This is a genomic window from Burkholderia cepacia, assembly GCF_001039005.1.
In the GTDB taxonomy this organism is placed as follows: domain Bacteria; phylum Pseudomonadota; class Gammaproteobacteria; order Burkholderiales; family Burkholderiaceae; genus Burkholderia; species Burkholderia theae.
This window is the reverse complement of the sequence record NZ_LDWR01000058.1, coordinates 34623-51559: the sequence shown is the minus strand read 5'-3', so window position 1 is coordinate 51559 and position 16937 is coordinate 34623. Positions and strand designations below refer to the sequence as shown.

General features: G+C 66.8%; 19 protein-coding genes. 13 read left to right on the top strand and 6 right to left on the bottom strand.

The features are described from left to right. The first annotated feature begins 83 nt into the window (after nt 1-83). The 6 genes from VL15_RS42225 (at nt 84) to VL15_RS30510 (ending at nt 2520) form a co-directional block, all read left to right on the top strand. Nucleotides 84-365, top strand: a complete 282-nt coding sequence (locus VL15_RS42225; protein WP_155420324.1) for a hypothetical protein — start codon at nt 84-86, stop codon at nt 363-365. A 62-nt stretch (nt 366-427) separates the two neighbouring features. Next, nucleotides 428-649 (top strand): hypothetical protein, encoded by a 222-nt coding sequence (locus VL15_RS30530; protein WP_048250441.1) that lies wholly within the window; start codon nt 428-430, stop codon nt 647-649. Beyond that, on the top strand, nt 636-1460 hold the full coding sequence (locus VL15_RS30525) for a lysozyme (RefSeq protein WP_048250440.1): 825 nt from the start codon (nt 636-638) through the stop codon (nt 1458-1460). Before VL15_RS30530 ends, VL15_RS30525 begins: the two co-directional genes overlap by 14 nt. Then, on the top strand, nt 1457-1795 hold the full coding sequence (locus VL15_RS30520; RefSeq protein ID WP_048250439.1) for a hypothetical protein: 339 nt from the start codon (nt 1457-1459) through the stop codon (nt 1793-1795). Before VL15_RS30525 ends, VL15_RS30520 begins: the two co-directional genes overlap by 4 nt. Next, nucleotides 1719-1982, top strand: a complete 264-nt coding sequence (locus tag VL15_RS30515) for a hypothetical protein (protein ID WP_048250438.1) — start codon at nt 1719-1721, stop codon at nt 1980-1982. Before VL15_RS30520 ends, VL15_RS30515 begins: the two co-directional genes overlap by 77 nt. 325 nt (nt 1983-2307) lie before the next feature. Next, a complete protein-coding gene (locus VL15_RS30510; RefSeq protein WP_048250437.1) occupies nt 2308-2520 on the top strand; it encodes a hypothetical protein in 213 nt (70 codons plus the stop codon). A gap of 102 nt (nt 2521-2622) precedes the next feature. Here the strand turns inward: VL15_RS30510 and VL15_RS30505 are convergent, their stop codons facing one another. Continuing rightward, nucleotides 2623-3027, bottom strand: coding sequence for an NUDIX hydrolase (locus VL15_RS30505; protein WP_048250436.1), 405 nt, complete (start codon nt 3025-3027; stop codon nt 2623-2625). 324 nt (nt 3028-3351) lie between these two features. Here VL15_RS30505 and VL15_RS30500 point away from each other — a divergent pair, with 324 nt between their 5' ends. Beyond that, nucleotides 3352-3576, top strand: a complete 225-nt coding sequence (locus tag VL15_RS30500; protein ID WP_230684563.1) for a hypothetical protein — start codon at nt 3352-3354, stop codon at nt 3574-3576. A 289-nt stretch (nt 3577-3865) separates the two neighbouring features. Here the strand turns inward: VL15_RS30500 and VL15_RS30495 are convergent, their stop codons facing one another. The 4 genes from VL15_RS30495 to VL15_RS30480 form a co-directional block, all read right to left on the bottom strand. Beyond that, nucleotides 3866-4183: a hypothetical protein gene (locus tag VL15_RS30495; protein WP_048250435.1), complete on the bottom strand. Its 318-nt coding sequence runs from the start codon at nt 4181-4183 to the stop codon at nt 3866-3868. A 242-nt stretch (nt 4184-4425) separates the two neighbouring features. Next, complete coding sequence (locus VL15_RS30490) at nt 4426-4662, bottom strand: hypothetical protein (RefSeq protein ID WP_048250434.1); 237 nt, start codon at nt 4660-4662, stop codon at nt 4426-4428. Between the two features lie 589 nt (nt 4663-5251). After that, nucleotides 5252-6640, bottom strand: a complete 1389-nt coding sequence (locus VL15_RS30485) for a nucleobase:cation symporter-2 family protein (RefSeq protein ID WP_048250433.1) — start codon at nt 6638-6640, stop codon at nt 5252-5254. Between the two features lie 151 nt (nt 6641-6791). Then, entirely contained in the window at nt 6792-7739 is a 948-nt protein-coding gene (locus VL15_RS30480) for a LysR family transcriptional regulator (protein WP_048250432.1), read from the bottom strand. A 103-nt stretch (nt 7740-7842) separates the two neighbouring features. Between VL15_RS30480 and VL15_RS30475 the strand changes: the two genes are divergently transcribed. Next, complete coding sequence (locus VL15_RS30475; RefSeq protein WP_048250431.1) at nt 7843-8580, top strand: SDR family oxidoreductase; 738 nt, start codon at nt 7843-7845, stop codon at nt 8578-8580. Nucleotides 8581-8600: 20 nt separating this feature from the next. Here the strand turns inward: VL15_RS30475 and VL15_RS30470 are convergent, their stop codons facing one another. After that, complete coding sequence (locus tag VL15_RS30470) at nt 8601-9578, bottom strand: LysR family transcriptional regulator (RefSeq protein WP_048250430.1); 978 nt, start codon at nt 9576-9578, stop codon at nt 8601-8603. A 133-nt stretch (nt 9579-9711) separates the two neighbouring features. On the opposite strand from VL15_RS30470, the gene VL15_RS30465 reads away from it, so the two are divergent. The 5 genes from VL15_RS30465 to VL15_RS30445 all read left to right on the top strand — a co-directional run bounded on the left by VL15_RS30465 (nt 9712) and on the right by VL15_RS30445 (nt 16934). Beyond that, the gene (locus VL15_RS30465) at nt 9712-10428 is read left to right on the top strand and encodes an SDR family oxidoreductase (RefSeq protein ID WP_048250428.1); all 717 of its coding nucleotides are present in this window, start codon (nt 9712-9714) and stop codon (nt 10426-10428) included. Between the two features lie 247 nt (nt 10429-10675). Then, nucleotides 10676-12139, top strand: coding sequence for an MFS transporter (locus tag VL15_RS30460; protein ID WP_048250427.1), 1464 nt, complete (start codon nt 10676-10678; stop codon nt 12137-12139). Next, nucleotides 12136-13677, top strand: a complete 1542-nt coding sequence (locus VL15_RS30455) for an FGGY family carbohydrate kinase (protein ID WP_048250426.1) — start codon at nt 12136-12138, stop codon at nt 13675-13677. Before VL15_RS30460 ends, VL15_RS30455 begins: the two co-directional genes overlap by 4 nt. A gap of 18 nt (nt 13678-13695) precedes the next feature. Continuing rightward, entirely contained in the window at nt 13696-15375 is a 1680-nt protein-coding gene (locus VL15_RS30450) for a glycerol-3-phosphate dehydrogenase/oxidase (protein ID WP_048250425.1), read from the top strand. Then, on the top strand, nt 15372-16934 hold the full coding sequence (locus tag VL15_RS30445) for an FAD-binding oxidoreductase (RefSeq protein WP_048250424.1): 1563 nt from the start codon (nt 15372-15374) through the stop codon (nt 16932-16934). Before VL15_RS30450 ends, VL15_RS30445 begins: the two co-directional genes overlap by 4 nt. Nucleotides 16935-16937: the final 3 nt, after the last annotated feature.

The following is a 16937-nucleotide window of genomic DNA, read 5'->3' as shown; positions in this document are numbered from 1 at the left end:
GCGCCGTGGATTTTTACTCAAGTTCCTGTAAACATTTGGCCGATAATCAGCCCATCTGATTTTTAATAACCCGGTTTGGATAAATGGCTACTCCAAATATTCCGCAAAATACCCCGAATTCATGGCTTGTAAGTGCGAAAACGGTTATTACCACGGTCGCAGGCCTCGTTTCCATTTTGGCCGCGCTGGTAGGGGCTTCCGCATGGTGTATTGGTCTTTATTCCGGTCTTTCTAATCGCGTTACGGTGCTCGAACAGAGTAATCAGGCAATGCGCGACGATTTGAAAGACATCAAGCAAATGGTTTCTCAGCTCGTATTGGGTGCGGCAGGTAATAGGCCCGAGACTCGAAGGTGGACGAAATGATGAAATGGAAAATCACCCTCGCAGACAATTGACGGACGCTGCACCGACGCGGCACCGTCATCGTGAGTGGCGCGCTCGCGGTCGTGACGGCCGCCGGTCCGGCGATCGTCGAGGCATGGAACTCGATGCCGTCCGACCTGAAAGAGCTGCTGCCGCAGGGCGTGCAGCGCTACGCGGCGCTCGTCGCGTTCGCGCTGATTCTGGTCGTGCGCTACACCGCGGTGCGCCGCGTGCCGCCGCCGGCCGCGCCGGTTGAGCAGGGGGCCAGCGATGGCGCTCAGTGACCTGTTCTGCGCGATCGCGCGAATGTTCGGCGTGAACCCGACGCCGGTCGTCGACGTGCCGACGCCGCCGATCCCGCCAAGTAGCGTGTCGAGCGCTGCACCGACGCCCTCATTCGAGATGGAAGAACCGACCATCAACGTGCCTGCGATGCAAGCATCCTCGTCGGAAAGCTCCGCGCAGCAAGCTTCATCGGGGCTGGCGGGCGGCAATGATGAGGCGTGGCTCGCGCTCTGCCGGCCGCTGTCGCAGCACTTCGAGAGCTGCTATCTGACTGCCTATCCGGATCCAGCGTCGCCGCTCGGAAAGGCACTCCAGGCGCGCGGCCTCTGGTACAAGGTGCTAGCCGGCGCGCCGATCCCGAATGATCCCGCGCTGCGCGCGCTCAGCGGCGCGCCGTGGACGTGCGGGTGGGGCTCGACCGGGCCGGACGTCCACGAGGGCACGAAGTGGACGCAGGCGACGGCCGACGCGCGGCACGATGTGAACCTGCGCGCCGCGGCGGCGCTCGTCGACCAGGCCGCGCGCGTGCCGCTGTCGGCGCAGCAGAAGGCGGCCACGACGAGCATCGTGAACAACGTCGGGCCGGGCCGCGCGCGGCGCGCCGGCGATCCCGGGCGCGACGGCATCATCACGCTCGCCAGCGGCCAGCCGTCGACGCTGCTGCGGCACCTGAACATCGGCGACATGGTCGGCGCGGCCGAGCAATTCCCGGCGTGGAACCGAGCAGGAGGCGTCGTCAGCGCAGGTCTCGTGCGCCGCCGCGCGGCCGAGCGCGATCTCTTCCTGACGGGCCACTGGAGCGCAGCATGACGACGATCCTTATTTCCCTGTTCGCGAAGTTCTGGCCGTACCTGGTTGCGGCCGGCGGCGTTGCCGCTGGCGTGCTGGTTGGCTGGACGAAATCGAAGTCGGCTACGGCGCGCGTCGCGCAGGCCGGCCAGCAGACCGCCGAAGCGCAGGCGGCCGCCGCGCAGGCGCGCGAGCAAGCCGCACAGTCCGCGAATGCGGAAGCCCAGGCGAATGCCGACGCGGCGCAGGCCGGTTCGGCCGCCGCAAAGGAGAGAAGCGATGCAGAAACGAACGTTGGCGCTCTGCCTGCTGGCGGTGCTGAGCAGCAGCTGCGCAACGACTGGACCCGCGACTAAGCCGACCGCGGCGCCGTGCGAGCCGCAGATCGTCACGAAGACGCGGATAGTCGACACGGCGTGCGACTGGGCGCGACCGGTCTACGTCAGCAAGACCGACGTGCTGAGCGACGACACCGCGCGCCAGATCCTCGCGCACAACATGGCCGGCGCGAAGAACTGCGGCTGGAAGCCGAGCGGAAAGTAGGGTTGGGGGTAGCAATCCCCCAATTGTGGGTACGGTTGTGGGTAGCCGTTTTCCAGCTTCGCGGGATCATTACCATATAAGGCTCGGTGGCCGACCAGTTGAGTCGGCTGCCTTCCGCCATCCCGTCTTCTTGCGATTCAGCGCGCTTCGATAGCGTGCACTTGCGTCATGGGCCGACGCTGTAAAGCGGCCATGATCGAGCAAACTTGATCGGGAAAATCACTGAAAGTTTGCGAATTATTTTCCGGCTATAGTGGAATCACTGGGGGTAGGCGTGGCGCTTTTTGCCGATACCGGCCAGGTAATGACTGTAGACGGGTGCTGTATGAAAAATAAAATCGAAAAGACCGCCGGACCGATCTGGGGTGTGGCTGCTGGATTGCTTCTTGCCGCCGCAGGACTGAGTCTCGGCATCTTCCCGACGTCCCTGCACAGCTCGGGAACGGCAAGCGATTTCATGGCGTCCGGCGCTGCGATGCTGGGCATCTTCCTCGTCGTCTATTCCACGCACGAGTTACGAAGAAAGCGCTCGCACTGAGCGTTCGCGCGCGGCCGCCCACGAAAATCGACTCGAGCCGGCCGACGGCTCATGCATGCGCTCGTCCGCGATACGCACGAGCCGTACGGGATTTCGTGCGCGCTACGACTTGAGGATTTCGTGCTTGTAGACGAGCTCGACGATGCGCTTCGTCGGGATGCTCGCGCGCAATGCGTCGACGCCGTCGATCGGAAACCACCGGCATTTCTCGATCTCGTTGTTCGGTTGCGGCGTGTGGTCCGGGCCGACTTCCGCGAAGAACACGTGATGGATCTTCGCGAGCCCGGTGAACTGCATCGAGTACACCAGATCCTGGCCGGTGACGCCGGTTTCTTCGCACAACTCGCGATGTGCGGCTTCGAGCGGCGTTTCCCCGTGCTTGATCGTGCCGCCGGGCAGCGCCCAGCGCGACGACGCGCGCGCGACGAGCAGCACGTGCTTGTTGCGGTAGCAGACGATCGTCGCCCGTTCCTTAACGAGTACTTCGGTCGATTGAGGGGAATTCATAGGCTCAGGGGCATGGACTCTGGCGAGATTCTAACCAGCGCTGGTCACGGTGCCAAGGCGGCATCGGCCGGAACCGATCGATCATGGGGGAACGGGGCATGTCCGATGTGATGGATGTGAGCACCAGGGCCGTCGGGCGGGATGCAAGACATGCGCGAGCGATCGGCACCTCAATTGCGCCTATTAGTCAACGCTGCTCGCAGCGCATGCATTACCCACGAATCGGCCGGTAAATTCACGTTTACAGGTGGATTCACCCGGCTGCAGTAGCGCATACTTGACGCCCCAATGACTAGGCCGGACACGTCGATTCCTACCTTAGGCATGCAAACGATCGTTTGCGGCAAGACCATTCAGGTAGCGCTGATGACCGATATGGCGACGGCCAGTATTTTCGTGATGAACAATGACGACGGTTCCCATCAGCCGCGGATCATGAAGATTCGCCAGTACCTCGATGCCGGTATGACGGGTGAGGATGTCGTCCGCCATGTGTTGAATATCGTGGTGGCGTCGATCGAGCGGCGTGGCCGGCTTTGGGCGCACTGAATGTCTTCCGAGCAGTCGTCTGCCCGACTTCTGCGCTGCAGCGGGTGGCTCGAAAGGGGATTCGGCGAGGATGGCGAGACGCAGGGTAGTGCCTGCGATCGGATCGGAAGCAATCGGCGATCGCATCCACGTGCTGAGCGACGTGTGAGCAGCGATGTGGCGTCGGGACCCTACCCAACGCATCGGCTCCACGTTTCGCAAGCGGCAACGAGACAGAAGGGCGATACAAAAGCGATCAGGATCACGACGGCGGCGCAGCGTCGGCTCGAACTTCGGGCCTGGCGGCGCGCTACCGCCTGGGGTGTTTCATCTCCTCCGCTTCCATTGCCGCGGTGCGTTCCTCGCTCGCGGAAACAGGTTCCATGGCCTCGTCGATCGAGGCCAATGCGTACTCGCAGGCCAGCTTGGTTTCCTCGACGTCGGCGTCAGGTTCCTCGTCGTCGTTGAGAGGCGGCTCGAGCATGTCTTTGATCATCGTCGCCAGTTCCGGGGTGTCCCAGGGTTCGCCTCGTTGCTCCTTCTTCCTGATGTAGTGCCGGATCTCCGCATCCTGTTCGGGTGTCAGTGGCAGGTGCCGAAAGGTGCTGCTTGGGTTGGCATCGATCATGATGGTGCTCCGAAGTCCGGCGGGTCCCGGTTTGGCTGCTTCCCGGGATGCTCCATGCCGGAAAAACGATAAGGATGACCGATCGACTCGCGAGCGAGGCCGGGCCAGGGCGACTCGCGCGACGGTCGGCGCCGCGGATACTGCGTTCGCCGAGCGGATGTGCAGCCTGCAATTCGGCATTCACGATGCGTTGGGTCCCGAATTGATGCGCCATCGAATGCTCGGACGTGCGTGGCAGATTCTTATTTGCGGGAGTTCGGATCATGGATCCGATCGAGGCGAGCGAACAGCTCATTGATCTGGTATTCGAGTACCTTGTTTCGCTCGAATCGTGTCCGGAGTGCGTCGAGCTTGACTCGCCAATACGCCGGATCGTTCACTGGCGATCGGTTCGTGAAGGCGTCGTGTGTTTGCTCGAGCAGTCCGATCGCGCCCCTAATGTGAGCCAGTTCGCGCTCCACATCGCAGTACCAGCTCATTTTACCGACTCCCGGTTATGGTTCGATTCCTGGTTCTTGTGTACGGCGAGTGCGTTCGATTCCACTCGAAAGCCGCCGCACGGGCCAATTTCGAGCGGTGTTGTCGTCCGTGCCCCGCCTGCAAGATCTCGACCACAGTGTCGAAGCCTGCGTTGTCGTCATGCGGGCGGTCGTGTCGCGTCGGCGCATGGGGCAAATGAGCGCGCAATATTCGAATCCACGATAAGGATGCGCGCTCATGACGAGCTGCTGAACGCTGAACGTCCGGCCGCGACGAATCGCAGGGCGAACGCATCCGGCCTGTATCGCCGTGTGTGGCGCGACGGGGGGACGAAAGACTTAACGCTGCGTGCGAAAGTGGGCGCGCTGCAGCAAGAGGGAAGAAGGCGGGCGAGCAGTCGAACGGCGCACGAATGCTCGGATGAGTTCATCATACGCGCGTCGTCCTTCGAGGGGCCATCTTATTTGGGGCGACGCGGATTGCCGTTGGTACGAGGTGTCCGGCGCGGTCGGGGGTGAGCAGGCGTTCGGCGTTTGGGCCGACCGGCGCGGTGCCTGAAACACCGCGCGGTTGCCACGCATCCGGTCCTTACTTCTTTTCCGGCAGGAACCAGTTCATCACGAGCGCGCAGATGCCGCCCGTCGCGACGCCCGATTCCAGCACGTTCTTCAGCGCGTGCGGCAGGCTGTTCAGAATGTCCGGCACCTGCGACACGCCGAGGCCGAGCGCCAGCGACACCGCGATGATCAGCAGCGCGCGGCGGTCGAGCTGGACGCCCGCGAGAATGTTGATGCCCGATGCGGCCACCGCGCCGAACATCACCATCGCCGCACCGCCGAGCACCGGCTCCGGCACGGCCTGCAGCACGCCGGCAACGACCGGGAACAGGCCGAGCACCACGAGCATCCCCGCGATCCAGATGCCGACATGGCGGCTCGCGACGCCGGTGATCTGGATCACGCCGTTGTTCTGCGCGAACACGGAGCTCGGGAACGTATTGAACACGCCGGCCAGCAGCGAATTCGCGCCGTTGACGAGCACGCCGCCCTTGATTCGTTGCATCCACACCGGGCCTTCGACCGGTTCGTTCGAGATCTTGCTGGTGGCCGTCACGTCGCCGATCGCCTCAAGCGACGTGACGAGATAGATGATCAGCATCGGCACGAACAGCGACCACGAGAAACCGATGCCGAAATGCAGCGGCGTCGGCACCTGGAACAGCGCGGCCTGGTGCATGCCGGTGAAGTCGAGGCGGCCGAGGAAAGCAGCCGCGAGGTAGCCGATCACCAGTGCGATGACGAGTGCGGTGCTGCGCACCCAGACGACCGGCACGCGGTTCAGCAGGATGATCGTGCCGAGCACGAGGCCGGACAGCGTCAGGTTCTCCGCGCTCGCGAACGTGCCCTTGGCCATCGCGCCATAACCGCCGCCCATGCTGATGAGGCCGACCTTGATCAGCGTGAGGCCGATCAGCAGCACGACGATGCCGGTGACGAGCGGCGTGATCAGGCGCTTCACGAACGGCAGGATGCGCGACACGCTCATCTCGACGAACGACCCGGCAATCACGACGCCGAAGATCGCGGCCATCACGGTCTCGACCGGCGTGCCCTGCTTGACCATCAGGCTGCCGCCGGCAATCAGCGGGCCGACGAAGTTGAAGCTCGTGCCCTGGACGATCAGCAGGCCGGCGCCCAGCGGGCCGAAGCGCTTGCACTGGACGAAGGTGGCGATGCCGGAAATCACCAGCGACATCGACACGATCAGGGTCGTATCGCGGCTGGACACGCCGAGCGCCTGGCAGATCAGCAGGCCGGGTGTGACGATCGGCACGATGATCGCCAGCAGGTGCTGCAGCGCTGCGACGAAAGCGACCATCGGCGCCGGCCGGTCGTTCGGGCCGTAGACGAGGTCGCGGGCCGATGCTGCGGCGTCGGCGCCGTGGGCGGCGGGTTGGGCGGAGGAGGCGGGTTGCATGGCGAGCGGGCCGGACAAGGTGGAAAGTGCGGCATTTTAGCCGAAGGGCCCGCCGGCGCCGTCGGGGCGCGCTGCAATAGCCGGGATTCGGCCGACGGCGAAAACGGCGACGGATCGGCGCACGGTCGGCCGCGACCGCGGCGCCCGTCGATCAGCGGGATTGCCGCGATGCGATCGTGGCCGTCGCAGCGGTCGCGCTGAAGCCGGGCAATTCGGGAATCCGTTGCGCCATGAACTGCAGGAATGTGCGGGTCCGGAGCGGCAGATATCGGCGCGACGCATACACGAGGTGCAACGCATGCGGCGGAACCATGTCCCACTTCGGCAGTAGCCGGACGAGCTGCCCGGTGTCGATCAGATCCTGGACAAGCCACGCCGGCGCGCTGCCCACCGCGTTCCCGGCCAGAAAGCACTCCCGCAGCGCGATCGAGCTGTTCACGCGATACCGGCCGCTTACCGGAACGGCGACCTTGTCGTCGCCGCGGGCAAATTCGAGTTCCCTTCCTATGATGTCCGTGCGCGCGTAGCCGACGTACTCGTGTGCCGTCAGGTCTTCCGGCCGGCGGATCCTGGGCGCCTGCGATACATACGCCGGCGCGGCCACCAGCAGGCGCGGCGACGACGCGATGTGCCGCGCGACGACATCCGGCGGCAGCACGTGGCCGAGGCGAATGGCGACATCGACGCCTTCCTCGACCAGGTCGATCACGCGATCGGTCAGGTGCAGTTCGACGTCGATCTCCGGCCACGCGGCGAGGAATTCGAGCACGAGCGCGTTCAGCCTCAGCTCGCCCAGCCCCAGCGGCGCGTTGACGACCAGCTTGCCGACCGGCCGCAGCGTTTGCCCGCGCACCTCGGCCACGGCGCCGGCGTATTCGTCGAGCACGCGCTTGCAGCGGTCGTAGAAGCGGCGGCCTTCGTCGGTCGGCCCGAGACTGGTGGTCGAGCGTTCGAGCAGGCGGACGCCCAGTTCCTTTTCGAACGCGGCGACGATCTTGCTGATCGTCGGCTGGCCGGTGCCTTCCTCGCGAGCGACCGCCGAAAAATTGCCCAGCTCGATCGCGCGGACAAACACGCGCATGGATCGCAGCGAATCCATCTTATTCCCTTATGGCATGAATCATATTCAAGTTTCCCACGTTCCGGCGCAATTGGGCATGACTTAACGTTCGTGAACCTTCAACCCTTGATGAGGAGTCGACATGAACGAGGCAACGCAATCTTCGACACTGGACGGCGCGCACGTCGTGATATTCGGTGGGAGTTCCGGAATCGGTCTTGCAGCCGCGGCCGCCGCGAAGGCGAGGGGCGCCACCGTCACGCTGGTCGGCCGGACCCGCGCGAAGCTCGAGGCCGCCGCGCACGCGATCGGCGGCGCGCGTATCGCGGTGGGCGACATCGCGGACAGGCACGCGGTGCAGGCCGTATTCGACACGATGACGCGCGTCGATCACCTGGTCGTCACGGCCGGCCGGTTCATCGCCGGCAAGCTCAGCGAGACCGATCCCGATCATCTGCTCGGTGCGATACAAGAACGTATCGCCGGGCCGGTCTACGCGATCCGGGCCGCGTTGCCGCTGATGCCTGCGACCGGCTCGATCGTGCTGACGGGCGGGCAACTGGCGGATCGCCCGGCCGCGCAAGGCACGTCCGTCATCGCCGCGGCCGTGCGCGGCGTCGAAGCGCTGGCGCAGTCGCTCGCGCTGGAACTGAAGCCGATTCGCGTCAATGTCGTCGCGCCCGGCTTTGTCGAGACGCCGCTGTACGACGCGTTCGGCCCGGAAGCGCGCGATGCGATCCTGGCGGGGGCGGCAGCGGCGCTGCCCGGCGGCCGCGTCGGGCGCGCCGACGAAGTCGGGGACGCGATTGCGTTCCTGCTGGGCAACGGCTTCATGAACGCCGAAATCCTGCACATCGACGGAGGCGGCCGGCTGGTCTGAACCGGGCGCGTCGCGCGGCGTTAGCCGGCCGCGCGTGTTTTCGTGCCGCGCGCCGGTGTGCGCGGTGCGCGGGCATCGGGATACATGCGCTGGCACACGGCAATGACCGTGTCGCGCAAGCGGCGATGCACGGGATCGCCGTGCATGCGCGGGTGCCACAGCGCGGAGACGAGGATCGCGGGCAGGCGGACCGGCATCTCGAAGCTGCGCAGCCCGAGGGTTTCGACGAGCCCCGGCGAGAACGCGTTGCCGAGGCACGAGCGCGGCACGAGCGCGATCAGGTCGGTGCTGGCCGCGACGCGCATTGCATCGGGGTAGCTGGGGACGACCACGCGCACGGTCTGGTCCGAGCCGGACCGGTTCGCCGGTGCATCGGCCGGTCCGCTGAAATCGCCGAGCTGCGATGCGATCACTTGACGGCAGGCCGCAAAGCGCGCGGGCGTGATCCTGCCCGACGCGAACAGCGGATGTCCGGCGCGCGCCACCGCGACGTGCCAGTCGTGACCGAGCATGCGCGTGTGCAGCTCGGGCGCGTCGTCGCCGCGCTTGCCGATTTCCAGATCGACGGTGCCGTCGCGCAGCGCTTGCGGATCGCGGTCGGGCTTGGGCACGAAGCGGATGCGCACGTGCGGCGCGATTTCGCCGATCGCGGCGACCACCGGGCCCGACAGCATTTCCATGAACGACGCCGCCGCGCGAATGGTGAACGTGGAGGCGAGCGTCGCCAGGTCCACGTCGGCTGTCGCCGGCCGCAGCACGGCGCGCGCGTCGCTCGCGATCGCGTGTACGCGGTCGCGCAATGCCGCCGCGTGCGGCGTCGGCACGAGCTTGCGCCCGGCGCGCACGAGCAGTTGATCGCCGGTGGAAAGCCGCAGCCGCGTGAGCGTGCGGCTCATCGCGGACGTGCTCAGGCCAAGCCGGCGCGCGGCGCCGGTCACGCTGCCTTCCGATAGCAGCACGTCGAGCGCGGTGACGAGGTTCAGGTCGATGTCTTCCATGCGGACAGGATACGCCATTACGTTATTTGTCATGGCGTCTGATGCAACTATGGATTGCATCCAGTGCGTCTGGCGCATGGTCCGGTGCGCGCCTATAGTGGGCGCATCATGCAACCCGGCAAAGGCGGAAACCATGCAATCGACTGAATCAAACCGGAACGCACCCGCGATCCTGCTCGTTGCGGCGTCGCGCGGCCTCGGGCTCGCGATGGCGGAGGCATTTCTCGGCAAGGGCTGGAACGTCACGGGGACCGTGCGCGAAGGATCGGGCCGCACGAAGCTGCACGACCTGGCGGACCGGTTCGACGGCCGGCTCGAGATCGAGACGCTCGACATCTGCGAGCCGGCGCAATTGGCCGCGCTGCGCGAGCGCCTGTCGGGCAAGCGCTTCGACATGCTGTTCGTGAACGCGGGGACGACCAACGATCCCAACGAAACGATCGGCGAAGTGACGACCGACGAATTCGTGCGCGTGATGGTCACGAATGCGCTTGCGCCGATGCGCGTGATCGAGGCACTGCAGGATCTCGTGACCGCGGATGGCCTGATCGGCGCGATGTCGTCGGGGCAGGGCAGCGTCGCGAACAACGTCAGCGGGATGCGCGAGGTCTATCGCGGCAGCAAGGCCGCGCTGAATCAGTTCATGCGCAGCTTCGCGGCGCGTCAGGCCGACACGCCGCGCGCGCTGGCGCTGATGGCGCCCGGCTGGGTCCGCACGGAGCTGGGCGGGCCCGATGCGCGCCTGACCATCGACGAGAGCGTGCCGAGCCTCGTCGACGTGCTGATCGCGAAGCGGGAGCGCCCCGGGCTCGAGTATCTCGACTATCTGGGGCGGACGGTGCCGTGGTGAACGGATGTCGTCGCGGCTTGCCGTGCCCGGCCGCGTGCGTATGACGTTGTGTCCACAACGATTGCGCGGCGCGACGACGTGCCGCTCGCTGCATCGCACAACCGACTGCGCTTGACACAGGCGCGGTGCCCGCCGTAAATTGCGCGGGCAGATCTAGATAAGAGACTATCTGTAAGATGGTCTCTCCATGCGTCGATCGCATCTGCAATGTCGAGCCTCTTACAGAACAAATATACGGAGGCCGATTGTGCGAACGATCGCGGTCAAGCTTCATGGCATTGAAGACGTCATCTCCTTTCTCGACTCACGCCCCGGTATCGCGGGCAGGGCGGGGCTCGTCTGGTGGCTGTCGCTCGGCGGGCTGTTTCTCGACGCATTCTCCAACTCGGCATTGAGCGCCGGCCTCGGGCCGATGACGCACGAATTGCATCTGTCGGCCGCGCAGGTCGCATGGATGACGTCGTTCGCGTCGTGGGTCGCGATCGCGTTCAACCCGGTCGGCGGCTGGATGGCCGACCGGTGGGGGCGCGTGCGGCCGCTGATCGCGGCGAAGCTGCTGTCGGTGATCGGTGCGTTGCTGGTGGTGTTCGCACCGGATTTCAATACGATTCTCGCCGGCCGGTTCTTCGTCGGGATGGCGTACGGGATCGACTTCGCGATCGCCATGGCGATGCTCGCGGAGTTCACGCCGGGCCGCCTGAAGAGCCGGCTCAATACCTGGCAGGGCATGTGGTACACGGCGGTCTGCCTGAACCTGCTGCTCGCGCTGCTGTTTCATGCGTGGCAGGTCGGCGATTCGATCTGGCGATACTCGGTTGCGGCCACCGCGGTGTTCGGTGTCGCGATTCTCGCGCTGCAATGCGCGTTCCTCGTCGAAAGTCCGATCTGGCTCGCACGCAAGGAGCGTCTCGACGATGCGGCACGCGCGATGACGCGCATCTACGGGCAGGCGTTCGTCGCCGCGCCCGCGCATGAACGCACACCCATCGTCAATCCGGCCACCCGCGGCCTTGCGAACGTGCTGCTGATCTTCCGGGGCGTCTACCTGCCACGCACGATCCTGGCCGCGACCGTGCAGATCGGCCAGTCGATCGAATACTTCGCGATCGGCTGGTATCTGCCGCTGATCAGCGCCGCGCTGTTCGGCAAGGACTTCGTCTATGCGACGCTCGGCGCGCTCGTGTTCAACCTGTTCGGGATCGTCGGCGGTTTCTCGTCGTCGTCGGTCGGCCGCCGTGTCGGCCTGCGCCGCGCGTCGGCGATCGGGTTCGCGGCGGTCTGCGCGATGCTGGTCGCGCTCGGGTTGTTTCATGCGCACATGCCGCTGTGGCTGTCGGTGGTCGTGCCGTCGCTGTTCATCCTGTTCCACTCGGCCGGCCCCGGCGCGAACGGCAAGAGCCTGTCGTCGCTGTCGTTTCGCGGCGAGCTGCGCGCGGGCGCGAACGGCATCGTCGGCGCGCTCGGCTCGATCGGCGCGGCGCTCGGCCTGCTGGTCTTTCCGCTGTTTCGCGCGCGCTACGGCCTCGAACACACGTTCCTGATCCTCGCGATCGTGCCGTGCATCGCGAGCGCGATCTGCTTCGCGATCCGCTGGGATCCGACGCGCACGACGATCAATCCCGACAACGAACCCGACGCGCCGCACTTCGGCGACGACGCGCGCACCACGTCGGCCTTCCTGAAACCCGCCATCGAGAAAACGCAGCGATGACCGATTCCCGAAACGCCATTCTCGCGATCGACGAAGGGACGTCCGGCACGCGTGCCGCCCTCGTCGACGCGAGCGGACACGTGTCGTGCCTTGAATATCTGCCGCTGTCGGTCGAGAGCCCGCAGCCGGGTGTCGTCGAACAGGACGCGAACGCGATTCTCGACAAGACGCTCGCGGTCTGCCGCGCAACGCTCGCGCACGCGCATCGACAGGGTGTGTGCATCACCGCACTGGCGCTGGCGACCCAGCGCGCGACCGCCGTGCTGTGGGATACGCGGACCGGGCGCGCGCTCGTACCAGCGATGGTCTGGCAAGACACGCGCCATGCGGCCGAACTCGACCGTCTCGCGGCCGACTGGGACCGCATGCTCGTGCCGCAGGTCGGCCGTCCGGCGGGCGTGCGTTCGCCGTATCTGTGGGCCGTGCACCAGATGCGCACGTCGCAGGCGGTTGCCGGCGCGCATCGCGACGGGTGTCTCGCGTTCGGCACGATCGATACGTGGCTGCTGTGGCATCTGTCCGATGTGCGCGAGTGCGTGACGACGCCGACCAACGCGACATCCGCGAGCGCGTACCTGCTCGGCGAACATCGCTATTTCGACCCGTGGCTCGACGCGCTCGGCTTTCCGCGCGAATTGCTGCCCGCGCTGCGCGAGGACGCCGATGCGTTCGGCCGCACGCGCGAGGACGTGCTCGGTATCGACGTACCGATCCTCTCGTGTGCCGGCGACCAGTTCGCGGGTGCGGTCGGTCTCGGTTGCGTCGAACGCGGCCAGGCGATGTGCGTGCACGGCACCGGCAGCTTCGTCGACCTGCTGACCGGTACGGCGCGTCCCGACACCGGATCGCATGCCCAACCCGGTCACGCGCACGACGGCACGCTGGCGATGACCGCGCGGCGGCACGGCGGCGTGTCGCATTACTCGCTCGAGACCTTCGTCGCGACGACGGGCTCGGCGCTGCGCTGGGTCTGCGAAAAACTGCGCTGGTTCGACGATCCCGCGCAGATCAGCGCGCTGGCGGGCAGCGTGCAGTCGGCGCGCGGCGTGACGTTCGTGCCGGCACTCACCGGCCTGCGTGTGCCGCGGATGGAACCGAACGCGCGCGCGTTGCTGTCGGGCATCTCGATTGCGACGACGCAGGCCGAAGTCGCGTACGCGGTGCTCGAAGGCATCGCGCATTCGGTCGCATCGTGCATGGAGGCCAATCAGGCCGTGGCGCGGGCCGACGTGTCCGAGCTGATCGTCGGCGGCGGCCTCGCGGGCAGCGATACGCTGCTGCAGATCCAGGCCGACGTGAGCGGCGTGCCCGTGCGCAGGATCCGCGAAGGCGACCGCGCGAGCCTGCGGGGCGCGGCGTTTCTCGCGGGCGCGTCGGGGCTGCTGTGGGATTCGCTCGACGCGGCCCGCGCTACGCTCGTCACCGACGCCGTTTTCGAACCCTCGATCGATGCGGACAGCCGGCAGCGCCGGCGCGCGGCCTGGCATGCGCGGATCGCGTCCGAGCTCGCGCACGCGGCCGATTTCGCTAATGCGTAAGCACGGAGAACGACCAGCATGATGTTTTTGCCATCCAGAAAAATGCAGACGGACCGGGCCGGCATGACGGGCACCGAGCCGCTGCGCGTCAACCGCGACGAGCACCTGGCGCGACTCGAGACGGACACGTTCGACGTGCTGATCGTCGGCGGCGGCGTGACGGGCGCGTATGCGGCATTCGATGCGAGCCTGCGCGGGCTGCGCGTCGCGCTTGTCGAGAAGAGCGACTTCGCGTCGGGCACGTCGTCGAAATCGTCGAAGATGGTGCACGGCGGGTTGCGCTACATCGAGCAGGGCAATCTCGGGCTCGTGCGCCACTCGTTGCTCGAGCGGCAGCGGCTGCGGCGCAACGCGCGCCATCTCGTGCAGCGGCTGCCGTTCCTGTTCCCGGTGATGGAGCGCGAAGGCGTGTTCGACCCGCGTCTCGCGAAAGCCTTCGAGAGCCTGCTGTGGACCTACGACATCGCCGGCGGCTGGCGCGAGGGCATCCTGCACCAGAAGCTGACGAAGGCCGAGGTGCTGTCGCATTGCCCGACCTTCAACGAAACCTACCTGACGGGCGGCTTCCTGTACTTCGACGCGCGCGTCGACGATGCGCGCCTGACGCTGAACCTCGTGCGCACGGCGGCGTTTCACGGCGCGGCGGTGGCGAACCACGCGCGCGTGGTCGAGCTGACGCGCGACGGCCACGGCAAGGTCGACGGCGCGATCGTGCATGCCGACGGCCGCGAGCGGCGTGTGCGTGCGCGCGTGGTCGTGATGGCGACGGGCGTATGGCTGCGCGACTGGACCGGCGCGCGCAAGGGCGACACGGCCGCGTTGCAGGTGCGGCCCGCGAAGGGCGTGCACGTCGCGATCCCGTGGCTGAAGATCCGCAACGACTGCACGGTGACGATCCCGGTACCGGGGCGCAACCGCCGCGCGACGATCACGCGCTGGGGCAACGTGTCGTATCTCGGCACGACCGACGAGGACTACGACGGCGATCTCGACGACGTGCACTGCACGCGGCAGGAACTCGACTTCCTGCTCGACGGCGCGCGTTCCGCGCTGAAGGCCGACCTGAGCGCGGACGACGTGGTCGGCAGCATCGCAGGATGCCGGCCGCTGGTCGGGCCGCCCGGCGGCAAGACGATCGAGATGAAGCGCAATCACGAGATTCATGTCGCGCCCGACGGGCTCGTGACGATCGTCGGCGGCAAGCTGACGACGTCGCGGCACATGGCCGAGCAGACGATCGATACGGTCGGCAAGCTGCTCGGGCGCCGCACGCGCTGCCGCACGAAATCGGCGTACCTGCTCGGCGCGGCCGGCTACGACCCGCAGGCAATCGTCGCATCGGGCGGGCTCGCCGCGCATCTCGGCGAACGCTACGGTACCGAGGCGCGCTTCGTCGGCGACCTCGCCGACGCGACGCCGTCGCTGCTCGCGCCGATCGTCGAAGGGCTGCCGTACAGCGAAGCGGAAGTGCTCTATGCCGTGCGTCACGAATTCGCGCGCAGCGTCGACGACGTGCTGTCGCGTCGCACCCGCGCACGACTGATGGCGCGCGACGCCTCGGCGCGCGCGGCGCCGCGCGTCGGCGCCATCCTCAAGGCGGAGCTCGGCCTGTCCGATGCGGCCGTCGCCAGCCAGGTGCGCGACTACGTCGCCGCCGTCGCACTCGAAAAAGCCATCCTCATGGGAGAACACGGATGATCAGCAAGGAAGCCATCAAGCGCGGCTACAACCGCGGCAACTACATCGTCGGCGCGCATACACCGCCGCCATACGCGCTGAACCTGCCCGCGGCGGGCGGTGCGCCGGCCGAGGCCGCCATGCAGCGCGCGCCGGTCACCGTGTCGCCGCAGCAGATCGATGCGCTGCGCGCGGTGGCCGACGAGGTGCTCGCGCAGCCGGCCGACGTCGTCGCGTGGACACGCGACTGGTGGGCCGCATCGATGGTCGCGGAGACGGGCGGCCGGCCCGCGACGCCGCACGCGGTCGTGGTGCGTGTGTCGACGGTCGAGCAGGTGCAGGCCGTGATGCGCATCGCGCACGCGGCGACGATTCCGGTGACGGCATCGGCCGGCCGCAGCAACGTGACGGGCGCGGCGCTGCCCGTGCGCGGCGGCATCGTGCTCGACGTGTGCGGGCTGAACCGGCTGATCGGCGTCGACACCGAAAGCCAGATCGTCGACGTCGAAGCCGGCATGTTCGGCGACGTGTTCGAGGAAACGCTGCAGCGCGAGCACGGGCTGACGATGGGGCACTGGCCGTCGTCGTTCGCGATCAGCACGGTGGGCGGCTGGATCGCGTGCCGCGGCGCGGGGCAGTTGTCGACGCGCTACGGCAAGATCGAGGACATGGTGTTCGGAATGGACGTCGTCCTCGCGGACGGTAGCCTGGTGACGCTCGGCGGTGCGTCGCGCGCGGCGGTCGGTCCCGATCTGCAGCAATTGTTCATCGGCAGCGAAGGGACGCTCGGCATCATCGTGCGCGCACGCCTGAAGCTGCATCGGCTGCCCGACTACGGCCGCGCGATCGCGTACGGCTTCGACACGTTCGCCGCCGGCCTCGACGCATGTCGCGAGATCCTGCAGCGCGGCGCGAACCCGGCCGCGCTGCGGCTCTACGATGCGCTCGAAAGCGGCGTGCAGTTCGGGCTGCCCGACACGAACGTGCTGTTGATCGCCGACGAAGGCGCGCGCGAGATCGTCGACGCGGTGATGGCGATCAGCGCGCACGTCGGTGAGGAAAGCGGGCGCAGGCTCGACGGCGACGCGATCTTCGAGAAGTGGCTCGACACGCGCTACCTGACCGGCAAGAGCGCGGAAGGCTTCAAGCGCAGCCCCGGTTTCGTCGCCGATACGCTGGAGATGTGCGGACGCTGGCGCGACCTCGCGGCGATCTATCGCGACGTGGTGGCCGCGCTGCAGGCCGTGCCGGGTACGCTGGCCGGATCGGCGCACCAGTCGCATGCGTATGCCGACGGCGCGTGCCTGTATTTCTCGCTGCGCGGCGACGTCGCGGTGGCCGAACGGGCCGCGTGGTATCGCGCGGCGTGGGACGCGGCGAATGCGGTGCTGATCCAATACAATGCGGCGTTGAGTCACCACCACGGCGTCGGGCTGCTGCGTTCGCCGTACCTGCGCGATTCGCTGGGCACCGCGTTCCCGGTGCTGCAGACGGTGAAGCGCGCGCTCGATCCGAAACACATCCTCAACCCCGGCAAGCTCGGCCTCGGCGACGAGACCGGCCCGCACGTCGACCGGTAAACG

Bases quoted from the DNA above. Each gene is read 5' to 3' on its own strand.
- VL15_RS30465 (WP_048250428.1), top strand. From the start codon at position 9,712: ATGCAATCGACTGAATCAAACCGGAACGCACCCGCGATCCTGCTCGTT.
- VL15_RS30515 (WP_048250438.1), top strand. From the start codon at position 1,719: ATGCAGAAACGAACGTTGGCGCTCTGCCTGCTGGCGGTGCTGAGCAGC.
- VL15_RS30480 (WP_048250432.1), bottom strand. From the start codon at position 7,739: ATGGATTCGCTGCGATCCATGCGCGTGTTTGTCCGCGCGATCGAGCTG.
- VL15_RS30495 (WP_048250435.1), bottom strand. From the start codon at position 4,183: ATGATCGATGCCAACCCAAGCAGCACCTTTCGGCACCTGCCACTGACA.
- VL15_RS30485 (WP_048250433.1), bottom strand. From the start codon at position 6,640: ATGCAACCCGCCTCCTCCGCCCAACCCGCCGCCCACGGCGCCGACGCC.
- VL15_RS30455 (WP_048250426.1), top strand. From the start codon at position 12,136: ATGACCGATTCCCGAAACGCCATTCTCGCGATCGACGAAGGGACGTCC.
- VL15_RS42225 (WP_155420324.1), top strand. From the start codon at position 84: ATGGCTACTCCAAATATTCCGCAAAATACCCCGAATTCATGGCTTGTA.
- VL15_RS30490 (WP_048250434.1), bottom strand. From the start codon at position 4,662: ATGAGCTGGTACTGCGATGTGGAGCGCGAACTGGCTCACATTAGGGGC.
- VL15_RS30445 (WP_048250424.1), top strand. From the start codon at position 15,372: ATGATCAGCAAGGAAGCCATCAAGCGCGGCTACAACCGCGGCAACTAC.
- VL15_RS30470 (WP_048250430.1), bottom strand. From the start codon at position 9,578: ATGGAAGACATCGACCTGAACCTCGTCACCGCGCTCGACGTGCTGCTA.
- VL15_RS30475 (WP_048250431.1), top strand. From the start codon at position 7,843: ATGAACGAGGCAACGCAATCTTCGACACTGGACGGCGCGCACGTCGTG.
- VL15_RS30525 (WP_048250440.1), top strand. From the start codon at position 636: ATGGCGCTCAGTGACCTGTTCTGCGCGATCGCGCGAATGTTCGGCGTG.
- VL15_RS30520 (WP_048250439.1), top strand. From the start codon at position 1,457: ATGACGACGATCCTTATTTCCCTGTTCGCGAAGTTCTGGCCGTACCTG.
- VL15_RS30500 (WP_230684563.1), top strand. From the start codon at position 3,352: ATGCAAACGATCGTTTGCGGCAAGACCATTCAGGTAGCGCTGATGACC.
- VL15_RS30505 (WP_048250436.1), bottom strand. From the start codon at position 3,027: ATGAATTCCCCTCAATCGACCGAAGTACTCGTTAAGGAACGGGCGACG.
- VL15_RS30510 (WP_048250437.1), top strand. From the start codon at position 2,308: ATGAAAAATAAAATCGAAAAGACCGCCGGACCGATCTGGGGTGTGGCT.
- VL15_RS30450 (WP_048250425.1), top strand. From the start codon at position 13,696: ATGATGTTTTTGCCATCCAGAAAAATGCAGACGGACCGGGCCGGCATG.